The 18,416-nt window shown below is 69.8% G+C and carries 11 protein-coding genes; 6 read left to right on the top strand and 5 right to left on the bottom strand.

All coding sequences use genetic code 11. The features are described 5' to 3' along the window. Positions 1-70 precede the first annotated feature (70 nt). Together ACQP06_RS07005 and ACQP06_RS07000 are read right to left on the bottom strand one after the other, a co-directional pair. Entirely contained in the window at positions 71-6,118 is a 6,048-nt protein-coding gene (locus ACQP06_RS07005; RefSeq protein ID WP_433671338.1) for an amino acid adenylation domain-containing protein, read from the bottom strand. A 146-nt stretch (positions 6,119-6,264) separates the two neighbouring features. Next, entirely contained in the window at positions 6,265-7,128 is an 864-nt protein-coding gene (locus ACQP06_RS07000) for a class I SAM-dependent methyltransferase (protein ID WP_433671336.1), read from the bottom strand. A gap of 46 nt (positions 7,129-7,174) precedes the next feature. Here ACQP06_RS07000 and ACQP06_RS06995 point away from each other — a divergent pair, with 46 nt between their 5' ends. Next, positions 7,175-7,873, top strand: a complete 699-nt coding sequence (locus ACQP06_RS06995; protein ID WP_433671335.1) for a haloacid dehalogenase type II — start codon at positions 7,175-7,177, stop codon at positions 7,871-7,873. 57 nt (positions 7,874-7,930) lie between these two features. Further along, entirely contained in the window at positions 7,931-9,175 is a 1,245-nt protein-coding gene (locus tag ACQP06_RS06990) for a TerD family protein (protein ID WP_433671333.1), read from the top strand. Between the two features lie 6 nt (positions 9,176-9,181). Here the strand turns inward: ACQP06_RS06990 and ACQP06_RS06985 are convergent, their stop codons facing one another. After that, positions 9,182-10,273, bottom strand: a complete 1,092-nt coding sequence (locus tag ACQP06_RS06985; RefSeq protein WP_433671331.1) for a TerD family protein — start codon at positions 10,271-10,273, stop codon at positions 9,182-9,184. Positions 10,274-10,430: 157 nt separating this feature from the next. Next, positions 10,431-11,666: an MFS transporter gene (locus ACQP06_RS06980; RefSeq protein WP_433671329.1), complete on the bottom strand. Its 1,236-nt coding sequence runs from the start codon at positions 11,664-11,666 to the stop codon at positions 10,431-10,433. A 94-nt stretch (positions 11,667-11,760) separates the two neighbouring features. Here ACQP06_RS06980 and ACQP06_RS06975 point away from each other — a divergent pair, with 94 nt between their 5' ends. After that, a complete protein-coding gene (locus tag ACQP06_RS06975) occupies positions 11,761-12,663 on the top strand; it encodes a LysR family transcriptional regulator (protein WP_433671327.1) in 903 nt (300 codons plus the stop codon). Here ACQP06_RS06975 and ACQP06_RS06970 read toward each other — a convergent pair. Further along, positions 12,632-14,920: a molybdopterin-dependent oxidoreductase gene (locus ACQP06_RS06970; protein ID WP_433671325.1), complete on the bottom strand. Its 2,289-nt coding sequence runs from the start codon at positions 14,918-14,920 to the stop codon at positions 12,632-12,634. The two genes, ACQP06_RS06975 and ACQP06_RS06970, sit on opposite strands and share 32 nt — an antisense overlap. A gap of 109 nt (positions 14,921-15,029) precedes the next feature. Here ACQP06_RS06970 and ACQP06_RS06965 point away from each other — a divergent pair, with 109 nt between their 5' ends. Genes ACQP06_RS06965 through ACQP06_RS06955 form a run of 3 tightly spaced genes read left to right on the top strand, consistent with a single transcriptional unit; the run spans position 15,030 to position 18,344 of the window. Beyond that, a complete protein-coding gene (locus ACQP06_RS06965) occupies positions 15,030-15,677 on the top strand; it encodes a TetR/AcrR family transcriptional regulator (RefSeq protein WP_433671323.1) in 648 nt (215 codons plus the stop codon). Positions 15,678-15,679: 2 nt separating this feature from the next. Continuing rightward, positions 15,680-16,534: a 3-hydroxyacyl-CoA dehydrogenase gene (locus tag ACQP06_RS06960; protein WP_433673257.1), complete on the top strand. Its 855-nt coding sequence runs from the start codon at positions 15,680-15,682 to the stop codon at positions 16,532-16,534. Positions 16,535-16,580: 46 nt separating this feature from the next. Further along, on the top strand, positions 16,581-18,344 hold the full coding sequence (locus tag ACQP06_RS06955) for an oleate hydratase (RefSeq protein WP_433671321.1): 1,764 nt from the start codon (positions 16,581-16,583) through the stop codon (positions 18,342-18,344). Positions 18,345-18,416: the final 72 nt, after the last annotated feature.

Below are 18,416 nucleotides of genomic sequence, written 5' to 3'. Positions count from 1 at the left end.
CAAGGCCCTGCGACCTGGCACTTTTCGGCTACGGCGTTCGAACGGTTGTCGAGCTGCACCCGCTCGCCGACTAGGGCGGGGGCAGGAAACCGGTCTTCACGTAGTAGTCGAGGTAGCGGGCCAGGATGGGGCGATCGACTCCCGGACAGGACGATCGGGGATCGCGCGCGGCCATTCCGGTGACCTCGGCCGAATAATTGACGCTGAGGGCGGCCGCGCGCACCAGACGGGCGTCGGCGTCCGGCCGTTCGGCCGCCGTGAGCAGGGCGGCGGCGAACTCCGCCGGAGCCACCGGGGCGAGACGGTAACCGTGATAGAGGATTTCGTCTCGCACGGTGGTGAGGGACACCGTCCGGGCGGGCAGCAGGGTGACGGTTTCGACGCCACCGGGTTCGGCCGGTTTCCGGGCGGCGGAGACGATCGCGGCGGCGACCTGATCGACGGGCACCATGGCGACCTCGGCATCGGGCAGCTCTGGGGTGAGGCCGAGGACCAGCATGGCGCGCAGCATCGTCCACCAGGCGTCGTCGGCCCCGGCCGCGCCGCACCGGGAATCGCCGGTGATGAGGCCGGGACGGTAGACGCGGGCCGGCACACCGCGCTCGGCGGCGGCTCGAACCAACTGTTCTCCAACCCATTTCGTGGCGATATAGCCGGGCACGCCGTCCGGGAGCGGGCCGTTCGAGATCGAGGCCGTGGAGATGTAGTGGACCGGTGTGACGTGGTGTGTGGCGGCCAGCCGGAGTATCTCGGCGGTGCCGGTGACATTGGCGGCGCGCATGCGGGCATACGGTTCGAGGTGGTTGACGAGCGCGCCGTTGTGGTAGATCGCGTCGATCCGCTCGGCCAGGTCGGTGAACTGGTTCGCGCTCAGGCCGAGACCGGGCTGCGCGAGATCGCCTGGGATCGGAACTATTCGATCGATGTGCGGGACGAGGTCGATGCCGAAGCGGTCGGCATTGGCGACGACGCGGCGGCGAGCCTCGGATACGCCGGGTGCACGGGTGAGGCAGTGGATGGTGGCGGAGGTTCGTTCGAGCAGCTCCCGGAGCAGGAAGCTGCCGAGGAAACCCGTTGCGCCGGTGAGTAGTACCGCCGACCGCGAGCCCGGACGGCGGGGCGGAAGACCGGCCGCGGTGATCTCCGGATCCAGCACGGCGTCCGCCACCGGGTCCGGTCCGGCGCCGACCATGGGTGTTTCCGCCCGCAAGGCGGCCGCCAGATCCCGGACGCGCGGGTGGGCGAACAGGTACGCGAGTGGCACGTGAAGGCCGAGCCGGCCGGCCAGTGCGGCACGGACCCGGATGGCGGACAAGGAGTTTCCGCCCAGCGTGAAGAAGTCGTCGTCGCGTCCGACCTTCTCGACACACAGTTCGGCGCCGAAGACGTCCGCGACCGCGTGTTCGTCGGCTGTTTCCGGCGCGGTGTACGCCCGCGACGACGGTTCCGGGTCGGGGAGGGCGGCGCGGTCCAGCTTGCCCGTCGAGCCGAGCGGGAAGGCATCCAGGACGAGGAGGTCCGAGGGAATCATGTAGCCGGGCAGCCGCTTTCGGGCCGCTGCCAGAACCTCGTCCGGGCACGGGGTGGTACCGGTGACGGCGCGCAGGTATCCGACGAGCCGCTCCCGGCGGATGGCGACCACGGCTTCGGCCACGTCCGGGTGGGCGCGCAACGCGGCCTCCACCTCCCCCGGCTCCAGCCGTTGACCCCGCAGTTTGAGCTGGAAGTCGGTGCGGCCCAAGTATTCCAGTCCACCATCGCGGGTGCGGCGGACCAGGTCGCCGGTGCGGTACATACGTTCCCCCACCCCGCCGAAGGGGTCGGCGACGAAGCGGTCGGCGGTGCCCGCGGGGCGGCCGAGGTAGCCGCGGGCGAGCTGCGTGCCCGCGACGTACAGTTCCCCGGGTGCGCCAGGCGGCACCGCGTGCAGGCGGGCGTCGAGCACGTAGGCGCGGGAATTCCAGTGCGGCGCACCGATGGAGATCGGGCCGCCGTCGTGGTCGGTCACATCGGCTCCGGTGATGGAGATGGTCGCCTCGGTGGGCCCGTAGAGGTTGTGCAACCGGGCCGGGCTCGCGGCCCGGAACCGCGCGATCAGCTCGGCGGGCAGGGGCTCGCCGCCGACGCACACCACCCGCAGGCCGGACAGCGCGCCGTCGGGCGCGAACTCCAGCAGCGCTCGCAGCAGGGACGGGACCGTGAGGAAAGACGTCACTCGATGCCGGATCAGGAGGTCCGCGAGGTGGTCCGGATCGGTGCGACGAGCGGTCGACGGGACCACCAGGTGACCGCCCACGGCGAGCGGGGCGGTGTAGCCGATGAGGGAGGCGTCGAACGTGCTCGGCACCAGCTGGATGTAGGTATCGCTCTGGGACAGACCGTATTCGGCGGTGAGGAAGGCGATGTGGTTGGCCATGGCGGCGTGCGAGATGCCGACGCCTTTCGGGCGGCCCGTGGACCCGGAGGTGAAGAGCAGGTACGCGAGGTCCTGTTCGCGCAGTGGCCGCGACCGGTCGGCGTCCGTGATCGGTGCGGGTGAGAAGCTCTCCAGCTCCGGGGCATTCACGAGATCGGCGGTCACAACGCAGACGGGCTCCGCGGTGGCGAGCATGTCGGCGGTGCGTTCGGCGGGCTGGTCGGGGTCGATCGGCAGATACGTGCCGCCCGCCTGCACGATGGCGTAGAGGCAGATCACGAGATCGGATCCGGGATGCACGGCCGCGCCGACCACCGTGCCGGGTCCGACGCCCGACGCGATCAGCTTGCGCGCCAACCTGTTCGACCGCTCGAAGAGTTCGCCGTACGTCAGCGCGGTGCCGTCATCGGTCACGGCCACCAGTTCGGGAGTGCGCACCGCCCGATCGGTGAAGCCACTGAACAGGAACCTCTGCGGCACCTCGCGCCGCGGACCCGTCGTCGGCAGGGCCGCGAGTTCGGCGGGATCGGTGAAGGGCAGGTCGCCGACGGGTGCGTGCGGATCGGCGGCGATGGCGGCGAGCACGGCGACCACCCGCGCGCCGAGCCGGACGATCGTGCTCTCGTCGAACAGGTCGGTGGCGTACCGCCACGAACAGTGCAGTCCCGCAGGACCTTCGGCATCCTGCTGCGGCACCACGGTCAGCTGGAGATCCATCGGTGACACCGTCTCGCCGAGATCGATTCCGGTGACGGTGAGCCCCGGCAGTCGCAGCACCTGGTCGCCGAAGTTCTGGAACGACAGCGCCACCTGGAACAGCGGGTGATGGGCCTGGGTGCGGGGTGGATCCAGTGCGGCCACCAGCCGTTCGAAGGGCAGCTCGGCATGCGCGAAGGCGGCCAGGTCGGTGTCACGCACCCGGTCCAGCAGGTCGGTGAAGTGCTCGGCCGGGTCGATGCGGGTGCGCAGGACCAGGGTGTTGACGAACATGCCCACGACATCGTCGAGTTCGGGTTCCCCGCGGCCCGCCACCGGCGCGCCCACGGCCACATCGTCCACTCCGGCCAGCCGCGCCAGGACGACAGCGAGCGCGGCGTGCACCACCATGAACAGCGAGACGCCCCGGGAGCGGGCCAGCTCCTCCACCGCCCGATGCAGGATAGCGTCCACCCGGAAGTGCTGTGCCGCACCGCGATGCGAGGCGACCGCCGGGCGCGGTCGGTCGACGGGCAGGTCCAGCAGGGGCGGCAATCCCGCGAGCGCGGTCCGCCAATGACCGAGCTGTTCGGCATGCAGCGAGCCGGGATCGTCTGCCGCGCCGAGTAATTCGCGCTGCCACACCGCGTAGTCGGCGTAGTGCACCGGCAGCGGTGTCCAGTCCGGGGCGACGCCCCGGGTGCGGGCGGCGTAGGCGGTCATGAGGTCGCGGGTCAAGGGGACCATGGAGAAGCCGTCGGCGGCCAGATGGTGGATGACCACCCCGAGCACGTGATCCCGCTCCGCGATCCGGAACAGCCGCAGCCGTAGCGGAACCTCCGCGGTGACATCGAACCCCGTGCCCACCAGAGCCATCAGTTCGCTCCGCACTCCGGACTCGGTCAAGTCGGCCGCGACCGGGTCGACCGGCACGGCGTCCGCCGGGCGGATGTCCTGATACCCGTCGCCACCGTCCTCGGGATAGACGGTCCGCAGGGCCTCGTGCCGTTCGACCAGGTCCCGCAGGGCCCACGCGAGCGCGGCCACGTCGAGTTCCCCGGTCAATCGCAGCGCGAACGGAATGTTGTAGGCCGCCGACTCCGGATCCAGGCGTGCCAGGAACCACATGCGCTGCTGCGCGAGCGACAGCGGGACCCGCGTCTCCGGCCGTCGGGCCGAGGTCAGCACGGGCCGATCACCGGTGCCGAGCCCGTCGATGGCCGCCGCCAGCGCCGCGACCGTCGGATGCTCGAACACCAGCAGCACGGGCACCCGGACGGCCCGGCCCGCTCCCAGCCGTCCCGCCAATCTCGTGGCGAGCAAGGAGTTTCCGCCGAGGTCGAAGAAGTCGTCGACCGCTCCCACTCGCGGGACACCGAGCAGCTCCGTGAAGGCCGCCGCCACCTCCCGCTCGGTCGCGGTCAGGGCCCGCCGGTTCGGCCGGGCGGCGAAGACCGGCTCGGGCAGCGCGTCGCGATCCAGCTTCCCGGACGGGGTCAGCGGAAGGCTGTCGAGCACCGTGATGGCGGCCGGCACCGCGTGGCGCGGAAGCTGTTGCCGCGCATAGTCGGTCAGCGCGGCGGCATCGATATCGGTGCCGGGGAGGGGCACAACGTACGACACCGGCCCATCGACTCCACTGGGCAGCCGTCGCACCAGCGTGGTCGCGAAAGCGACGGATTCGTGGGCGAACAGCACCGCGTCGACTTCGTCGAGCTCCACCCGGATGCCACGGATCTGTACCTGGGAGTCGTTGCGCCCCAGATATTGCAGTCCCGGCACCCCGTCCCGACCGAGCACCCACCGCACCATGTCTCCGGTGCGATAGATGCGCTCCCCCTTGCCGTTCGGGTGCGGCACGAAGCGCGCGGCGGTCAGCCCGGCCCGCCGGTGATAGCCGCGCGCGAGCCCCGGCCCGGCCAGGTAGAGCTCGCCGGCCACTGCGGTCGGCACCGGCCGCAGCCGCGCGTCGAGCACCAGGGCGGTCACGCCGGGAATGGGTCCGCCGATGGTGACGGTGTCCGCGCTGGTGAGCGGGTCGCTGATGGTCGCGGCGACGGTGGTCTCGGTGGGTCCGTACAGATTGAAGAACCCGCGCCCCGGTGACCAGCGGGCCACCAGATCGGGCGGGCATTCCTCACCACCCGCGACCACGACCGCGAGGTCCGGCAAATTCGAGGCATCGATCCCGGCCAGCGCGGCCGGGGTGATGAAAGCGTGGGTCACCCGCTCGGCCCGCAGCAGCTCCGCGAGCTCGCGGCCGCCGAAGCAGTCGGCGGGCGCGACGACCATGGTGGCCGCCGAGCCGACGGCCAGCAGGAGTTCCAGGACGGCCGCGTCGAAGCTGGGCGACGCGAAGTGCAGGGTGCGGGAATCCGGGGCGACCCGGAAGCGGCGGGTGAGTTCGCCGCAGAGCCCGGCCAATCCGGTGTGGGTGACCGCGACGCCCTTGGGGAGGCCCGTCGAACCGGAGGTGTAGACGACGTAGGCGATGTCGTCGCCGTGCACGCGGCGGGTGCGGTCGGTGTAGTGCAGTGGTTCGGCCGAGATGTCGGCCAGTTCCGCGCGGCAGTCCGGGGCGTCGAGTTCGAGCCAGTCGAGTCCGTCACCGAGCCGCTCGCGGGTGGCGGTGAGGGTGAGTCCGCAGGCCGCGCCCGCGTCGGCGAGCATGTGCGCGACCCGGTCCGGCGGGTAGGCGGGATCGACGGGCACGAAGGCCGCCCCGGATTTGGCGACCGCCCAGACCGCGACGACGGCCTCGGCCGAACGCGGCAGCGCCAGCACCACGCGGTCGCCGGGACCGAGTCCGCGGGCGATGAGCAGCCGGGCCACCCGGGTGGAGTAGGCGTCGAGCCGGGCATAGGTGAGCGAGCGTCCGCCCGCGCGCAGGGCGATGCCGTCCGGTCTGCTCTCGACCGCGGCGGCCAGCAGACGCGGCAGCGTGTGGACCCGTCTTCGGCCGCCGGGACCCGGCGCCCGGCGTGCCGCGGGAAGATCGACGGTCACCGGTTCCTACCTTCAAAGCCTCGACTCGCGTACCCACCCGAGCGAACTGATTACCGGTCCGGAGCTGATCGGGCAATACATCGGTCGAGCGCCCCCGCGCCGAGGCTACCAGCGCAAATGCCGGGCAAACGGGCGAGTGCGGTGGCTCACGCCCCGGCCGCGGCGTGCAGCAGTGGCGCGGGCCGGCGCCGGACCGGCAGGCCCGCGAGCGGCTCGCCGAGGTAGTCGGTGAACAGCTCCGCCAGCGGCCGCGCCTCGACGGTGTCGAAGCCACAGGACCGCAGCAGCGCCTCGATGTCCTCGTGCTCGAAGTAGCTGAGCCAGGGCTCGCTGATGGCGGCGATCCGGGCGGCGCGCTCGCGGACCGACGCGCGTTCCTCGTCGGTGCTGCCGCTGCTCAGGTAGTCCAGCACCAGGTGCACCGGCCGTCCCTGTCCGGCGATGAAACGCAGGGTGTCCTCGATGGCGGGCCGGGTCAGGTACATGACCACGCCGAGCCACACGAACACCGCGGACCGCTCGCGGTCGAAGCCGACGGCGGCCAAACCCGCTGCCAGCGTATCGGTTTCGAAATCCACGGGCACGAAGGTGAGCGACTCGGGGATGTCGATCCCGGCCTGCGCGAGCATGTCGCGCTTCCAGTTCTGGGTGTCCGGGTGATCGACCTCGAACACGCGCAGTCCCGGATACGGATGGCGGTATCCGAAGGTGTCGAGCCCCGCCCCGAGGATCACCACCTGCTCGGTTCCCGCCGCGACCGCGTTCGCCACCACGTCCTCGGCGAATCGAGCCCGGGCGGCGAGGAAATAGCGCCGGATCCGCTGCCGGGTGTCCGCACCGCCGGGCCGGTCCAGGGTCGCGGTGTCGAGATCGGCGATCCGCTCGGCGGTGACGCCCACGATCTTCGCCGCCAGCGGATCGGTGAAGACCCGTGGTTCGCCCGAGAGCTGGTGGTAGGCGCGCGCGTACGCGGTCGCCAAGGCGGTTCTGCTGGCCCGACCGATCTCCATGCCCGCCAGCCTAGAACCGATCTCGTAGGCTTTCGCCGTGAACGCGATGAGGCCTAGAGCACTGCTGTTCGATGTCCAGGGAACCGCCACCGACTTCCACTCGACCATCGTGCGGGCCGCCGTCGCGGCCGCCGGGGAGCTGAGCCCGGACCAGGACTGGGGGAAGTTCGTGAACGACTGGCGCGCGGCCTATTTCGCGGAGACCTCCCGGCAGCCCGCGGACAGCGGGTGGGTGAGCGTGGCGTCGATCTACCGCAAGACCCTCGACCCGCTGCTCGAGTCCGAGGCCATCGATCTGAAGCTCGCCGCCCGCGACGACCTGGCCCGCGCCTGGGCGCGGCTGGATCCCTGGCCCGACACCGTCCCCGGCCTGCGCCGCCTGCGCGCGAACTTCACCCTCGCGACCCTGTCCAATGCCGATGTCAGTGCGGTGGTGGAGATTACGCGCCACGGCGACCTCCCCTGGCACGCGGTCTTCGCCGCCGAGATGGTGGGCGCGTTCAAGCCGGATCCGCGCACCTACGGCCTGGCCGCCCGCTACCTGGGCCTGGAGCCGTCGGAGATCATGATGGTGGCCAGCCACAAGTACGACATCCGGGCCGCGCGCGAGCTCGGTTTCCGGACCGCGTTCGTGGCCCGGCCGCTCGAATACGGCGACCCCGCGCTCGCCGATGCCGAGTTCTCCGCCGAGTTCGATATCAATGCCGTGGATTTCCTGGATCTGGCCGACCAGCTCGCCTGCTGAGCGCCGATCGGTCTCCTAGAGTGGCAGGTGGGCGTTTTCGATACGGGAGGATCGGCCTTGTCCACAACACTGGTGAAGGGTCAGAACGGCGCACTGGCCGCGGCGGAGGTGGTGGTCTCCGTCCGGGTGGCGGCCACCGCCGAATTGTCGGCGCTGCTGGTGACCGAGCAGGGGAAAGTGCGCTCGGACAATGACTTCGTGTTCTACAACCAACCGACCGGTCCGGGAGTGCGGCTACGCAATGGCGTGGCCGGGCAGCCCGCCGACCTGGCGGTCTCACTGGCGCAGGTGCCCGCCGAGATCACCCAGATCCGGGCGGTCATCACCCTCGACGGGACCGGGGCCACCTTCGGGCGGATCGCCCCGCCGATCGCGGTGGTGTCCGACCCGGGCGGAAACGCGCTCTACGAGTACAAGATCGAGGACCTGCAGAGCGAGTCCATCGTCATCGCGATCGAGCTGTACCGGCGCTACGGCGCCTGGAAGGTGCGGGCGGTCGGACAGGGGTACGCGGGCGGATTCGCGGCCCTGGTCAGCGATCACGGCGTGACCGTCGAGGACGCGCCGCGGCCCGCGTCGACGCCCGTCGCTCCCCCACCGCCGCCGTCGGCCTACCCGCCGCCGATCGCTCCGCCACCGGTCCCGCCGACACCGGCCGACCGCACCCAGCCGGCCCCTTATCCGCCGCAGCCCACGGAGGGCGGGCTCTCGGGCGCCAAGCCGGTGAATCTGTCCAAGGGCCAACGCGTCACGCTGCGCAAGGAGGGCGGGGTCGCGCTCACCCGCATCCGCATGGGCCTGGGCTGGGACCCCGCCAAACAGGGCGGACTGTTCGGCCGCCGCGCCGCGAACATCGACCTGGACGCCTGGGTGGCCATGTTCGCCGACCGGCACCTGGTGGACGTCGCCTACTACGGCCAGCTGATCTCGAAGGACGGGTCCATCCGGCACTCCGGCGACAACCTGACCGGCGAGGGCGCGGCCGGGGACGACGAGGTGATCCTGGTCGACCTGAGTCGCATTCCGCGCCATGTGAATACGCTGCTCTTCATCGTCACCTCCTACCAGGGCCACACCTTCGAGCAGGTGAGCAATGCCTACTGCCGGCTGGTGGACGACACCACGCAGGCCGAGCTGGCCCGCTACGCGCTGGCGGGCGGCATGCCGTTCACGGCCATCGCCATGGCGAAGGTGTTCCGCTCGGGCGGCGAATGGAAACTGCAGGCCATCGGCGAGGGCTTCCAGGCCAAGCACCCCGGCGAGGCGGTGCCGCAGCTGGGCCGGTTCATCACCGTGGACTGAACCGGCTCACAGCAATCCGACCACCTGGGAGGCCGCTTCGACCGGGTGCCCGGCCTCGATCGGGTGGCCCAGCGCCGACACCTTCCAGATGCCGTCCTCGCGATGCACCTTGGCCACCACCATGCCGGTGTGCGCGCCGCCCGAGCTCAGGTTGGAGCGGGTGAGCTCGGTGCTGGTGGTGCCGTCGGTCAAGCGCCAGAACGCGTTCCGGACCCGTTCGAAGGTGTGGCCGGCGTAGGAGGTGATGACGAAGACGATGGCGGTGACCTGCGGGCCGATCCGGGTCAGGTCCACGGTGATGGTCTCGTCGTCACCCTTGCCCTCACCGGTCAGGTTGTCGCCGGAGTGCCGGATGGCGCCGTCCTTGGTGACGAGCTGACCGTAGTAGGCGGCGTCGATCAGATCGTGCCCCGCGTAGACCAGGGCCGAGGCGTCCAGGTCGATCTCGACCGGCCGCGAACCCCATTTGTGCTGGACGTGCACCGGATCCCAGCCCAGGCCCATCTTGACGAAGCTCAGGTCCTGCCCCTGCCGGCGCAGGGCCACGGTGTCGCCGGACTTCATGACCGGCGCGATCACCGCGGCGGGCCGGGCCGCGTTCGGTGAATTGCTGATGGACACACCGTGATCGGCGACCAGCGCCGCGAAGCCGCGGGGGTGGCCGAAGCCGACCGCACGGGCGTACCAGCCGTCCTCGCCGCGGTCCAGGTCCACCGCCGCCACCGTGGTCTCGTTGCCGAGGCCGTCGATCACGTACTCGTACAGCGGGTTTCCGCGATCGTCGGCGATGCCGATGTGCGGGGCGGGATGGTCGCCGAAGCGGCTGTCGCGGTCGTCGAGGCTGGCCACGATGCGAATATGGGCCACGCCCGGCGGCACGGCGCTCAGATTCACCGCGACGGCGTGCTGCCCGGGCACCAGCTGGATGCCGGGGCCGGTGGGCTGGTTGTAGAAGATCAGGTCGGTATCGTCGCGTACCGCACCGCGATCGGTCAGGAGCAGCGCGGCGAGATCGACTCCCGCGCTGAAGTGCACCGTCACGGTGATGTCCGAGACGCCCAGTTCACCGGTCTGCCCTTGGGTGAGAAGTGCGGCCACGCTCACCACTCTATGGGTTCGGCCGGTCACCCGGATGAAACGAACCCATATCTGTTTCGCGCGTGGCACTCTGTGCGCGCGAACCCTGGGGCATATGTGGACATTTGGCCATCTTCCGGCGAATCGTTGTATGCCACAGGGTGAATCGGTCGCATGTTCAGTGGGCGAGCCGCGGACGGAGCGCGAACACCGCCCACAGCACCAGGCCGACCACGGTCGCGGCCACACCGATCTCGCACACCCGCGTCCAGCCGCCCGCCTCGAACGCGGCCCCGGCCGTCACCGATCCGGTCACGCCGCCGAGGAAGTAGGTGACCATGTAGGCCGTGGTCAGGCGGCTGCGCGCGGCCGGATCCAGGGTGTAGATGGCCGACTGGTTGGTCAGATGCGCGCCCTGGATACCGAAGTCGAAGACCACCAGCGCCGCGATCAACGCCACCACGTTGTGCCCGCCCCAGATCACCAGCGCCCAACTGGCCAGCAACACCAGCCAGGTCAGTGTGGTGACGCGGCGCAGGTGCCCGCGGTCGGCCAGCCGGCCCACCACCGGCGCGCCCAACGCCCCGACCACGCCCGCCAGGCCGAACAGGCCGATCACGAATTCGCCGTAGTGGTACGAACTTCCGCCCGAGCCGGACAGCTGGAACGCCAGCGCGGTCCACACCAGCGAGAAGCTCCCCATCAGGATGAAGCCGAGCAGCATGCGCTGCCGCAACACCGCGTGGCGGCGGATCAGACCCAGGATCGACACCAGCACCCGCGGATAGCTCTCCCCGGTCGCCGCGCGCGGGGTGGCGGGCGCGAGCAGGTACACGCTGATCGCCATCACCACCTGCAATCCGGCCGCCACCAGCAGCACCGCGCGCCAGCCGCCCAGCTGCGCCACCGCTCCGGCCAGCACGCGCGACAACAGGATGCCCAGCAGCAGGCCGCTCATGACGGTGCCGACCACCTGCCCGCGGCGCGCCGGATCGGCCAGCGCCGAGGCCCACGGCACGACCACCTGCGCCGCCGAGGCCGCGACCCCGGTGGCCACCACACCGGCGACCAGCACCGCGTAGTTCGGCGCGAACGCCGACACCAGCAGGGCCGCCACCGAGGCGAGCAGCAGCACCGGCACCATGCGGTGGCGGCGCAGGAAGTCGCCGAGCGGGACCAGGAACGCCAGGCCGCACAGGTAGCCGATCTGGGCCGCACTCACCAGCAGGGCCGCGCTCGCGGTGGACACCTTCAGGTCACCGGCGACCTGGTGCAGCAGGGGTTGCAGGTAGTAGTTGCCCGCGGCCGAGGAGCCCGCGGTCACCGCGAACACCAGCACCGTCGTCCGGGTCAGCGTCGCGGACGTCTCGGGCGCGATCGGTGCGGGCATCTGGGCGCGGAGCGTGGAAACCATCACCGATTCATCGTGAGGCGGGATTCCGATCTATAAAAGCGATGGTTTTCGATACTGCCATCTATCGAATAGATGACAGGGCTAGGCTCGACCCATGGAACTGCGTCAGATCGAGTGCTTCCTGGCCTGCTGCGACCACCGGTCCTTCACCGCCGCGGCCCGCCACCTCAACCTGGTGCAGTCGGCGGTCTCCACCAGCGTCGCCAAACTCGAGCACGAACTCGGGGTGCGCCTGTTCGACCGCACCCCGCGCACCCTCGAGCTGACCGTCGCGGGCCGGGCCATGGTCGCGCCCGCCCGCACCCTGCTGCGCGCCCGCGGCGACATCGTGGATGCCATCGACGCCGCGCGCGGGGAGATCCGCGGCGAGGTGGTCGTCGGCAATCTGATGAACATCCACAACATCGACCTGGCGGGCATCATCGCCGAACTGCACCGGCGGTATCCGGAGGTGACCCTGCGGATGCGCCAGAGCATCTCCGGCATGGCCGGCAATGTGGCCGGGCTGCTGGACAATTCGCTCGAACTGGCGCTACTCGCGGGCATGAGCGACGAATTCCCCGGCCTCACCACCCATCTCATCGCCGAGGAGACGCTGGTGCTGTGCACCGCGCCCGGGCATCCGCTGGCGGGCCGTCCCTTCCACGCCGCCGACCTGCACGGGGTGCGGTTCATCGACTTCCCGCCGGGCTGGGGCATCCGCACCATCGCCGACGAGCTGTTCCCGGGCCGCTACCCGGTCATCGAGGTGGCCGATCAGGCGTTCGCACTGGAGTTGGCGGCCAAGGATTTCGGGGTCGCGCTGATCCCGCTGTCGGTCGCGCGGCTCTCCCCCGGCGTCCCGTTCGCCGATTACCGGCCGTATCCGCTGCCCTGGCGACTGTGCGTCGGGCACGCGGCCGCGCGCACGCCGTCCAATGCGGCGCGCACCGTCATCGGCGCGCTGACCGGCACCGGCGACGCGCTCAGGGCCGGGCGATCGAGGGCGGGCCGGTGACCGTCAACGGCGGGAGCGGCTGCGTGTAGCGCTCGATCTCCACCAGCGACAACTGGCCGGTGCACCCCTGGCTCAGGCGCGAGGCGCCGCGATCCCGGGTGACGGCGTTGGGGTTTCCGTGGCGGCAGAAGGTGGCGTCGTCCGGGTCGGGGTCGTACCAGGCGCCGGTGGACAACTGCGCGACGCCGGGGCGCACCGAATCGCTGATCTCCAGCCCGGCCAGGCAGCTGCCGCGATCGTTGAAGATCCGGACGATGTCGCCCGCGGCGAGACCGCGCGCGGCCGCGTCGTCCGGGTGCAGCCGGACCGGCTCGTGACCCTGGATCTTCGAGGACTGGCTGTGCGCGCCGATATCGAGCTGACTGTGCAGTTTGGTCCGAGGCTGGTTGGCCACCAACTGGATCGGGAACCGGGCCGCCAGCGGGCCGCCCAGCCATTCGTCCGGTTCGAGCCACACCGGGTGGCCGGGGCAGTCGTCGTAGCCGAAGCCCGCGATGGTCTCGGAGAAGATCTCGATCCGCCCGCTCGGGGTGTGCAGCGGGTGGGCGTCCGGGTCGGCGCGGAAGTCGGCGAAGGCCACGTGCTCCTCGGCTTCGATCGGCAGGTCCAGGGCTTCCCCGGCCCAGAAGGTGTCGTAGTCGGGCATCTGGTGACCGCGGGCGCTCAATCGGTCGCGCCACTCGTCGTAGAGGTGGCGCAGCCATTCCCCGGCCGTCCGGCCCTCGGTGAATTCCTTACCGACGCCGAGCCTTTCGGCCAGTTCGCCGAACATCCAGTAGTCATCGCGGGCCTGCGCGTGCGGCCGGGTCAGGGCGGGCATCGGGAACAGGTAGCGGTCACCCTCGCCCGAGCCGTAGTCGTCGCGTTCGATGGTCATGGTCGAGGGCAGCACGATGTCGGCGTGCCGGGCCGTGGCCGACCAGAACGGATCGTGCACCACCACGGTGTCCGGGCGGCCGAACGCGGTGCGCAGCCGGGCCAGGTCCTGATGGTGATGGAAGGGGTTGCCGCCGGCCCAATAGACCAGGCGGATGGCGGGATACGTGCGATGCTCGCCGTTGTACTCGTACGGCTCACCCGGGTTCAGCAGCATGTCCGCGATGCGCGCGACGGGGATGAAGTCGTGGATCGCGTTGCGCCCCTGCGGCAGTTTCGGCGGCGAGGTGACCCGCACGGCCAGGCCGACATTCCCGGCCGACCCGTAGCCGTGGCCGAATCCGCCTCCGGGCATACCGATCTGACCGAGCATGGCGGCCAGCACCACGCCCAGCCACAGGGGCTGCTCCCCGTAGCGGGCCCGCTGTAGCGACCAGCTCACCGTGACGAGGGTTCGGGCGGCGGCCATCTCGCGGGCCAGGGTGCGAATCCGGTCGGCGGGAACACCGGTGATGGGCTCGGCCCACTCCGGGTCCTTCACGATGCCGTCCTCCGCGCCGCGCACATAGTCGCGGAAGCGGTCGTAACCGACGGTGTAGCGGTCCAGGAAAGCGTTGTCCGCCAACCCTTCCGTATCCAGCACCTGGGCCAGCGCGAGCATCAGCGCGGCATCGCTGCCGGGCCGGGACGCGATCCATTCGGCGTGCGCCTCGGCCGGGCTGTCGTCGCGCAGCGGGCCGATGGTGACGAAGCGGCAGCCGTTGGTGTGCGCGGTCTCGATCCAGCCGCGGCCATTGTGCTTGGAGACCCCGCCGGGCGAGACGACGACGTTCTTCGGCGACAGTCCGCCGAAGGAGACGATCAGCTCGGCCTCCCTGGCCAGTACCGACTTGGTGGTGGCCCGGGACATGATGGTGCCCATATCGGCGAGGATGTGCGGCAGCAACACCGTCGACGCGCCCAGGCTGTAGCTGTTGCGGTGCGCAACGTAGCCGCCGAGGCAGTTCAGGAATCGGTGAACCTGGCTCTGCGCGTGATGGAATCGGCCCGCACTGGCCCAGCCGTAGGAGCCGCCGTAGACCGCGCCCGCACCGAATTCCCGGTACACCCTGGACAATTCACCGGCCAGCAGATCCAGCGCGGTCTCCCACGAGACCGGCACGAACTCCTCCGCACCGCGCGGCCCGGGCCCGGGGCCGTGTTCCAGCCAGCCGCGCCGCACATAGGGCTGGTCGATGCGAGCCGGATGATGCTGAGCCGAGGCGACATTCTCGATGAGCGGAGTGGGTTCGGGGTCCGCGCGCCACGGGCGGACCGCGGTCAGCCGTTCGCCGTCACTGTCCGCTTCGAGAACGCCCCAGTGGGTGAGGTGCGTGGCCATGCCCCTCAACATACGCCCGGCCGGTCGGGGCGGGGTTGCGCAATCGGTAGCTCGGAGTACGCTCATTTTTGAGTCCACTCAGTTACGCAGGTAGGGTTGGAGGTGTCGGATGGCCACGACGGCCACATCGGCGCATGTCGGACGACGGCAACGCGAGATGCACGACAAACAGTCCAGGATCTTCGAGGCGGCCGCGACCCTGTTTGCCGAACAGGGCTTCGACCGGGTCACCACCCAGCAGATCTCCGATCGCGCCGATATCGCGGCGGGCACGCTGTTCCGCTACGCGGCCACCAAAGGCGAACTGCTGCTGATGGTTTACAACGAGGAGCTGCGCACCGCGCTGGAGGTCGGCGCGGATCAGGCTCGCGCGCAGGCCGATACCGTCGCGGCGGTGTGCGAGATGCTGGGCCCGCTGCTGCGGACCGCCGCGCAACGGCCCGAGAACACCATCGTCTACCAGCGTGAACTGCTTTTCGGCTCACCCACCGACAAGTACCGCTCCGAGGGCCTGGCCCTGGTGGCCCGGCTGGAGTCCATGATCGCCGAACGGCTCGTCGCCGACTCCGGCGCGACGGGGTCGCAGCAGGTCGAGGAGCAGGCGCGAGTAGCCGGTCGCAGCGTCTTCGCGGTGCTGCATCTGGCCCTGGCCCGGCCGTCCACCGGCGCGCACCCCGGGCACGACGCCATGGCGGATCTGCGGGCGCAGATCACACAGATAATCACCGGATTCTTCACATCCACAGGGAGGCAATGACAATGGGCATCGAGATCCGCAAGGTCACCGTGCTCGGCACCGGAGTGCTGGGTTCCCAGATCGCGTTCCAGACCGCGTTCCGCGGCTTCGACGTCACCGGCTACGACATCGACGACGCGGCGCTGACCGCGGCCCGCGGACGCTTCGACAAACTGGCCGCCACCTACCGCGAGCAGGTGCCGGGCGCGGGCGAGGCCGAGGCGACCGCGGCGGGCATCGCGCTCAGTTCCGATCTGGGCGCGGCGGTTTCGGAGGCCGACCTGGTGATCGAGGCGGTGCCGGAGGTGCTCTCGCTCAAGCAGGAGATCTACGAGAAGCTGGGCAAGCTCGCCCCCGAGCGCACCATCTTCGCCACCAACTCCTCCACCCTGCTGCCCAGCGCCATCAAGGATTTCACCGGCCGGCCCGACCGGTTCCTGGCGCTGCACTTCGCGAATCAGGTGTGGCACTTCAACACCGCCGAGATCATGGGCACCGACGACACCGATCCGGCCGTCTATCAGGCGGTGGTGGGCTTCGCCTCCGCCATCGGCATGGTGCCCATCGAACTGCACAAGGAGAAGGCGGGCTACGTCCTCAACTCGCTGCTGGTGCCGCTGCTCAACGCGGCCATGAACCTCGCCGAGGGCGGCTACGCCGAGCCCGAGGCGGTGGACAAGACCTGGCGCATCGGCACCGGCGCTCCGGCCGGGCCGTTCCAGATCCTCGACATCATCGGGCTCACCACGCCCTACAACATCCTGATGAGCGGCGACGCCACCAGGCAGCGAATCGCGCAGTGGCTCAAGGACAACTACATCGACAAGGGCAAACTCGGCATCGCCACCGGAGAGGGTTTCTACAAGTACACGGCCTAGGCGCACACCGTTTTTCCGGACCGATCCCCAAGGGACAGGAGTTCTGATGGAGTACACCAGCGGCAACTACGAAGCCTTCGCGCGACCCCGCAAGCCCGCGGGCGTGGACGGCAAGACGGCCTGGTTCGTCGGGTCGGGTCTGGCCTCGTTGTCCGGCGCGGCCTTCCTCATCCGCGACGGCCGGATGCCCGGTGACAAGATCACCATTCTGGAAGAGCTGAAGATCCCCGGCGGCGCGCTCGACGGCATCAAGGAACCGAAGAAGGGCTTCGTCATTCGCGGTGGCCGCGAGATGGAGAACCACTTCGAATGCCTGTGGGACCTGTTCCGGTCCATCCCGTCCCTGGAGGTCGAGGACGCCAGCGTGCTCGACGAGTTCTACTGGCTCAACAAGGACGACCCGAACTTCTCGCTGGAGCGCGCCACCGTCGATCGCGGGCAGAGTGCGCAGACCAAGAACCTCTTCACGCTGAACGACAAGGCGCAGAAGGACGTCACCAAGATCTTCCTCGCCACCCGGGAGGAGATGGAGGGCAAGCGCATCAACGAGGTGTTCTCGAAGGACTTCTTCGAGAGCAACTTCTGGATGTACTGGCGCACCATGTTCGCCTTCGAGGACTGGCACAGCGCGCTGGAGATGAAGCTGTACCTGCACCGGTTCGTGCACCACATCGGTGGGCTGCCGGACTTCTCGGCGCTGAAGTTCACCAAGTACAACCAGTACGAGTCGCTGGTGCTGCCGCTGTACCGGTGGCTGCTGGACCAGGGCGTGACGTTCAAGTTCGACACCACCGTCACCGACGTCGACTTCGAGATCAGCGGGGATCGCAAGCAGGCCACCCGGATTCACTGGACCTCCGAGGGCGTCGACGGCGGGGTGGATCTGGGTCCGGACGATCTGCTGCTGATGACCATCGGGTCGCTGACCGAGAACTCCGACGAGGGCGACCAGCACACGCCGGCCAAGCTGAACGAGGGCCCGGCCCCGGCGTGGGATCTGTGGCGGCGCATCGCGGCCAAGGACGAGGCTTTCGGGCGGCCGGACGTGTTCGGGTCGCATATCCCCGAGACCAAGTGGGAGTCGGCCACCGTCACCACGCTGGATCAGCGCATCCCCGAATACATTCAGAAGATCTGTAAGCGAGATCCCTTCAGCGGCAAGGTCGTCACCGGCGGCATCGTCACCGTGAAGGACTCCAGCTGGCTGATGAGCTGGACGGTGAACCGGCAGCCGCACTTCAAGCAGCAGCCCAAGGATCAGATCGTGGTCTGGGTGTACGCGCTGTTCGCCGACAAGCCCGGCGACTACGTGAAGAAGACCATGCAGGAGTGCACCGGCGAGGAGATCACCCAGGAATGGCTGTACCACCTGGGCGTGCCCGAGTCCGACATCCCCGAACTGGCGGCGGAGGCGGCGCGCTGCGTGCCGGTGATGATGCCGTACGTGACCGCCTTCTTCATGCCGCGCAAGGCCGGTGACCGGCCCGACGTGGTGCCCGCGGGTTCGGTGAACTTCGCGTTCATCGGGCAGTTCGCGGAGACCAGCCGAGACTGCATCTTCACCACCGAGTACTCGGTGCGCACCGGGATGGAGGCGGCGTATCAGCTGCTCGACATCGAGCGGGGTGTGCCGGAGGTGTTCAACTCCACCTACGACATCCGCACGCTGCTGACCGCCATGACCCGGCTGCGCGACGGCGATCCGATCGACCTGCCCGGGCCGGAGCTGCTGTGGCGCGGGGTGGCGAAGCGGCTCGGCAACAACGAGATCGGCGAGCTGCTGACCCGGTACGGGGTCATCGGCACATAGCGCCCGCCGCGACGGCCCGGTTCCGCAGGGGATCGGGCCGTCGTCGTCTCCACACCCGGCCGCGAGCTGGAT

Source organism: Nocardia sp. CA-136227, from assembly GCF_050955695.1.
In the GTDB taxonomy this organism is placed as follows: Bacteria; Actinomycetota; Actinomycetes; order Mycobacteriales; family Mycobacteriaceae; genus Nocardia.
The sequence above is the reverse complement of the archived record's forward strand: the minus strand, read 5'-3'. Positions and strand labels throughout refer to the sequence as shown.

What these genes read in the sequence shown, in the direction of transcription:
- ACQP06_RS06955 (WP_433671321.1), top strand. Translation starts at nt 16,581, where the DNA reads ATGGAGTACACCAGCGGCAACTACGAAGCCTTCGCGCGACCCCGCAAG.
- ACQP06_RS07000 (WP_433671336.1), bottom strand. Translation starts at nt 7,128, where the DNA reads ATGGAGATCGGTCGGGCCAGCAGAACCGCCTTGGCGACCGCGTACGCG.
- ACQP06_RS06975 (WP_433671327.1), top strand. Translation starts at nt 11,761, where the DNA reads ATGGAACTGCGTCAGATCGAGTGCTTCCTGGCCTGCTGCGACCACCGG.
- ACQP06_RS06995 (WP_433671335.1), top strand. Translation starts at nt 7,175, where the DNA reads ATGAGGCCTAGAGCACTGCTGTTCGATGTCCAGGGAACCGCCACCGAC.
- ACQP06_RS06980 (WP_433671329.1), bottom strand. Translation starts at nt 11,666, where the DNA reads ATGGTTTCCACGCTCCGCGCCCAGATGCCCGCACCGATCGCGCCCGAG.
- ACQP06_RS06970 (WP_433671325.1), bottom strand. Translation starts at nt 14,920, where the DNA reads ATGGCCACGCACCTCACCCACTGGGGCGTTCTCGAAGCGGACAGTGAC.
- ACQP06_RS06965 (WP_433671323.1), top strand. Translation starts at nt 15,030, where the DNA reads ATGGCCACGACGGCCACATCGGCGCATGTCGGACGACGGCAACGCGAG.
- ACQP06_RS06960 (WP_433673257.1), top strand. Translation starts at nt 15,680, where the DNA reads ATGGGCATCGAGATCCGCAAGGTCACCGTGCTCGGCACCGGAGTGCTG.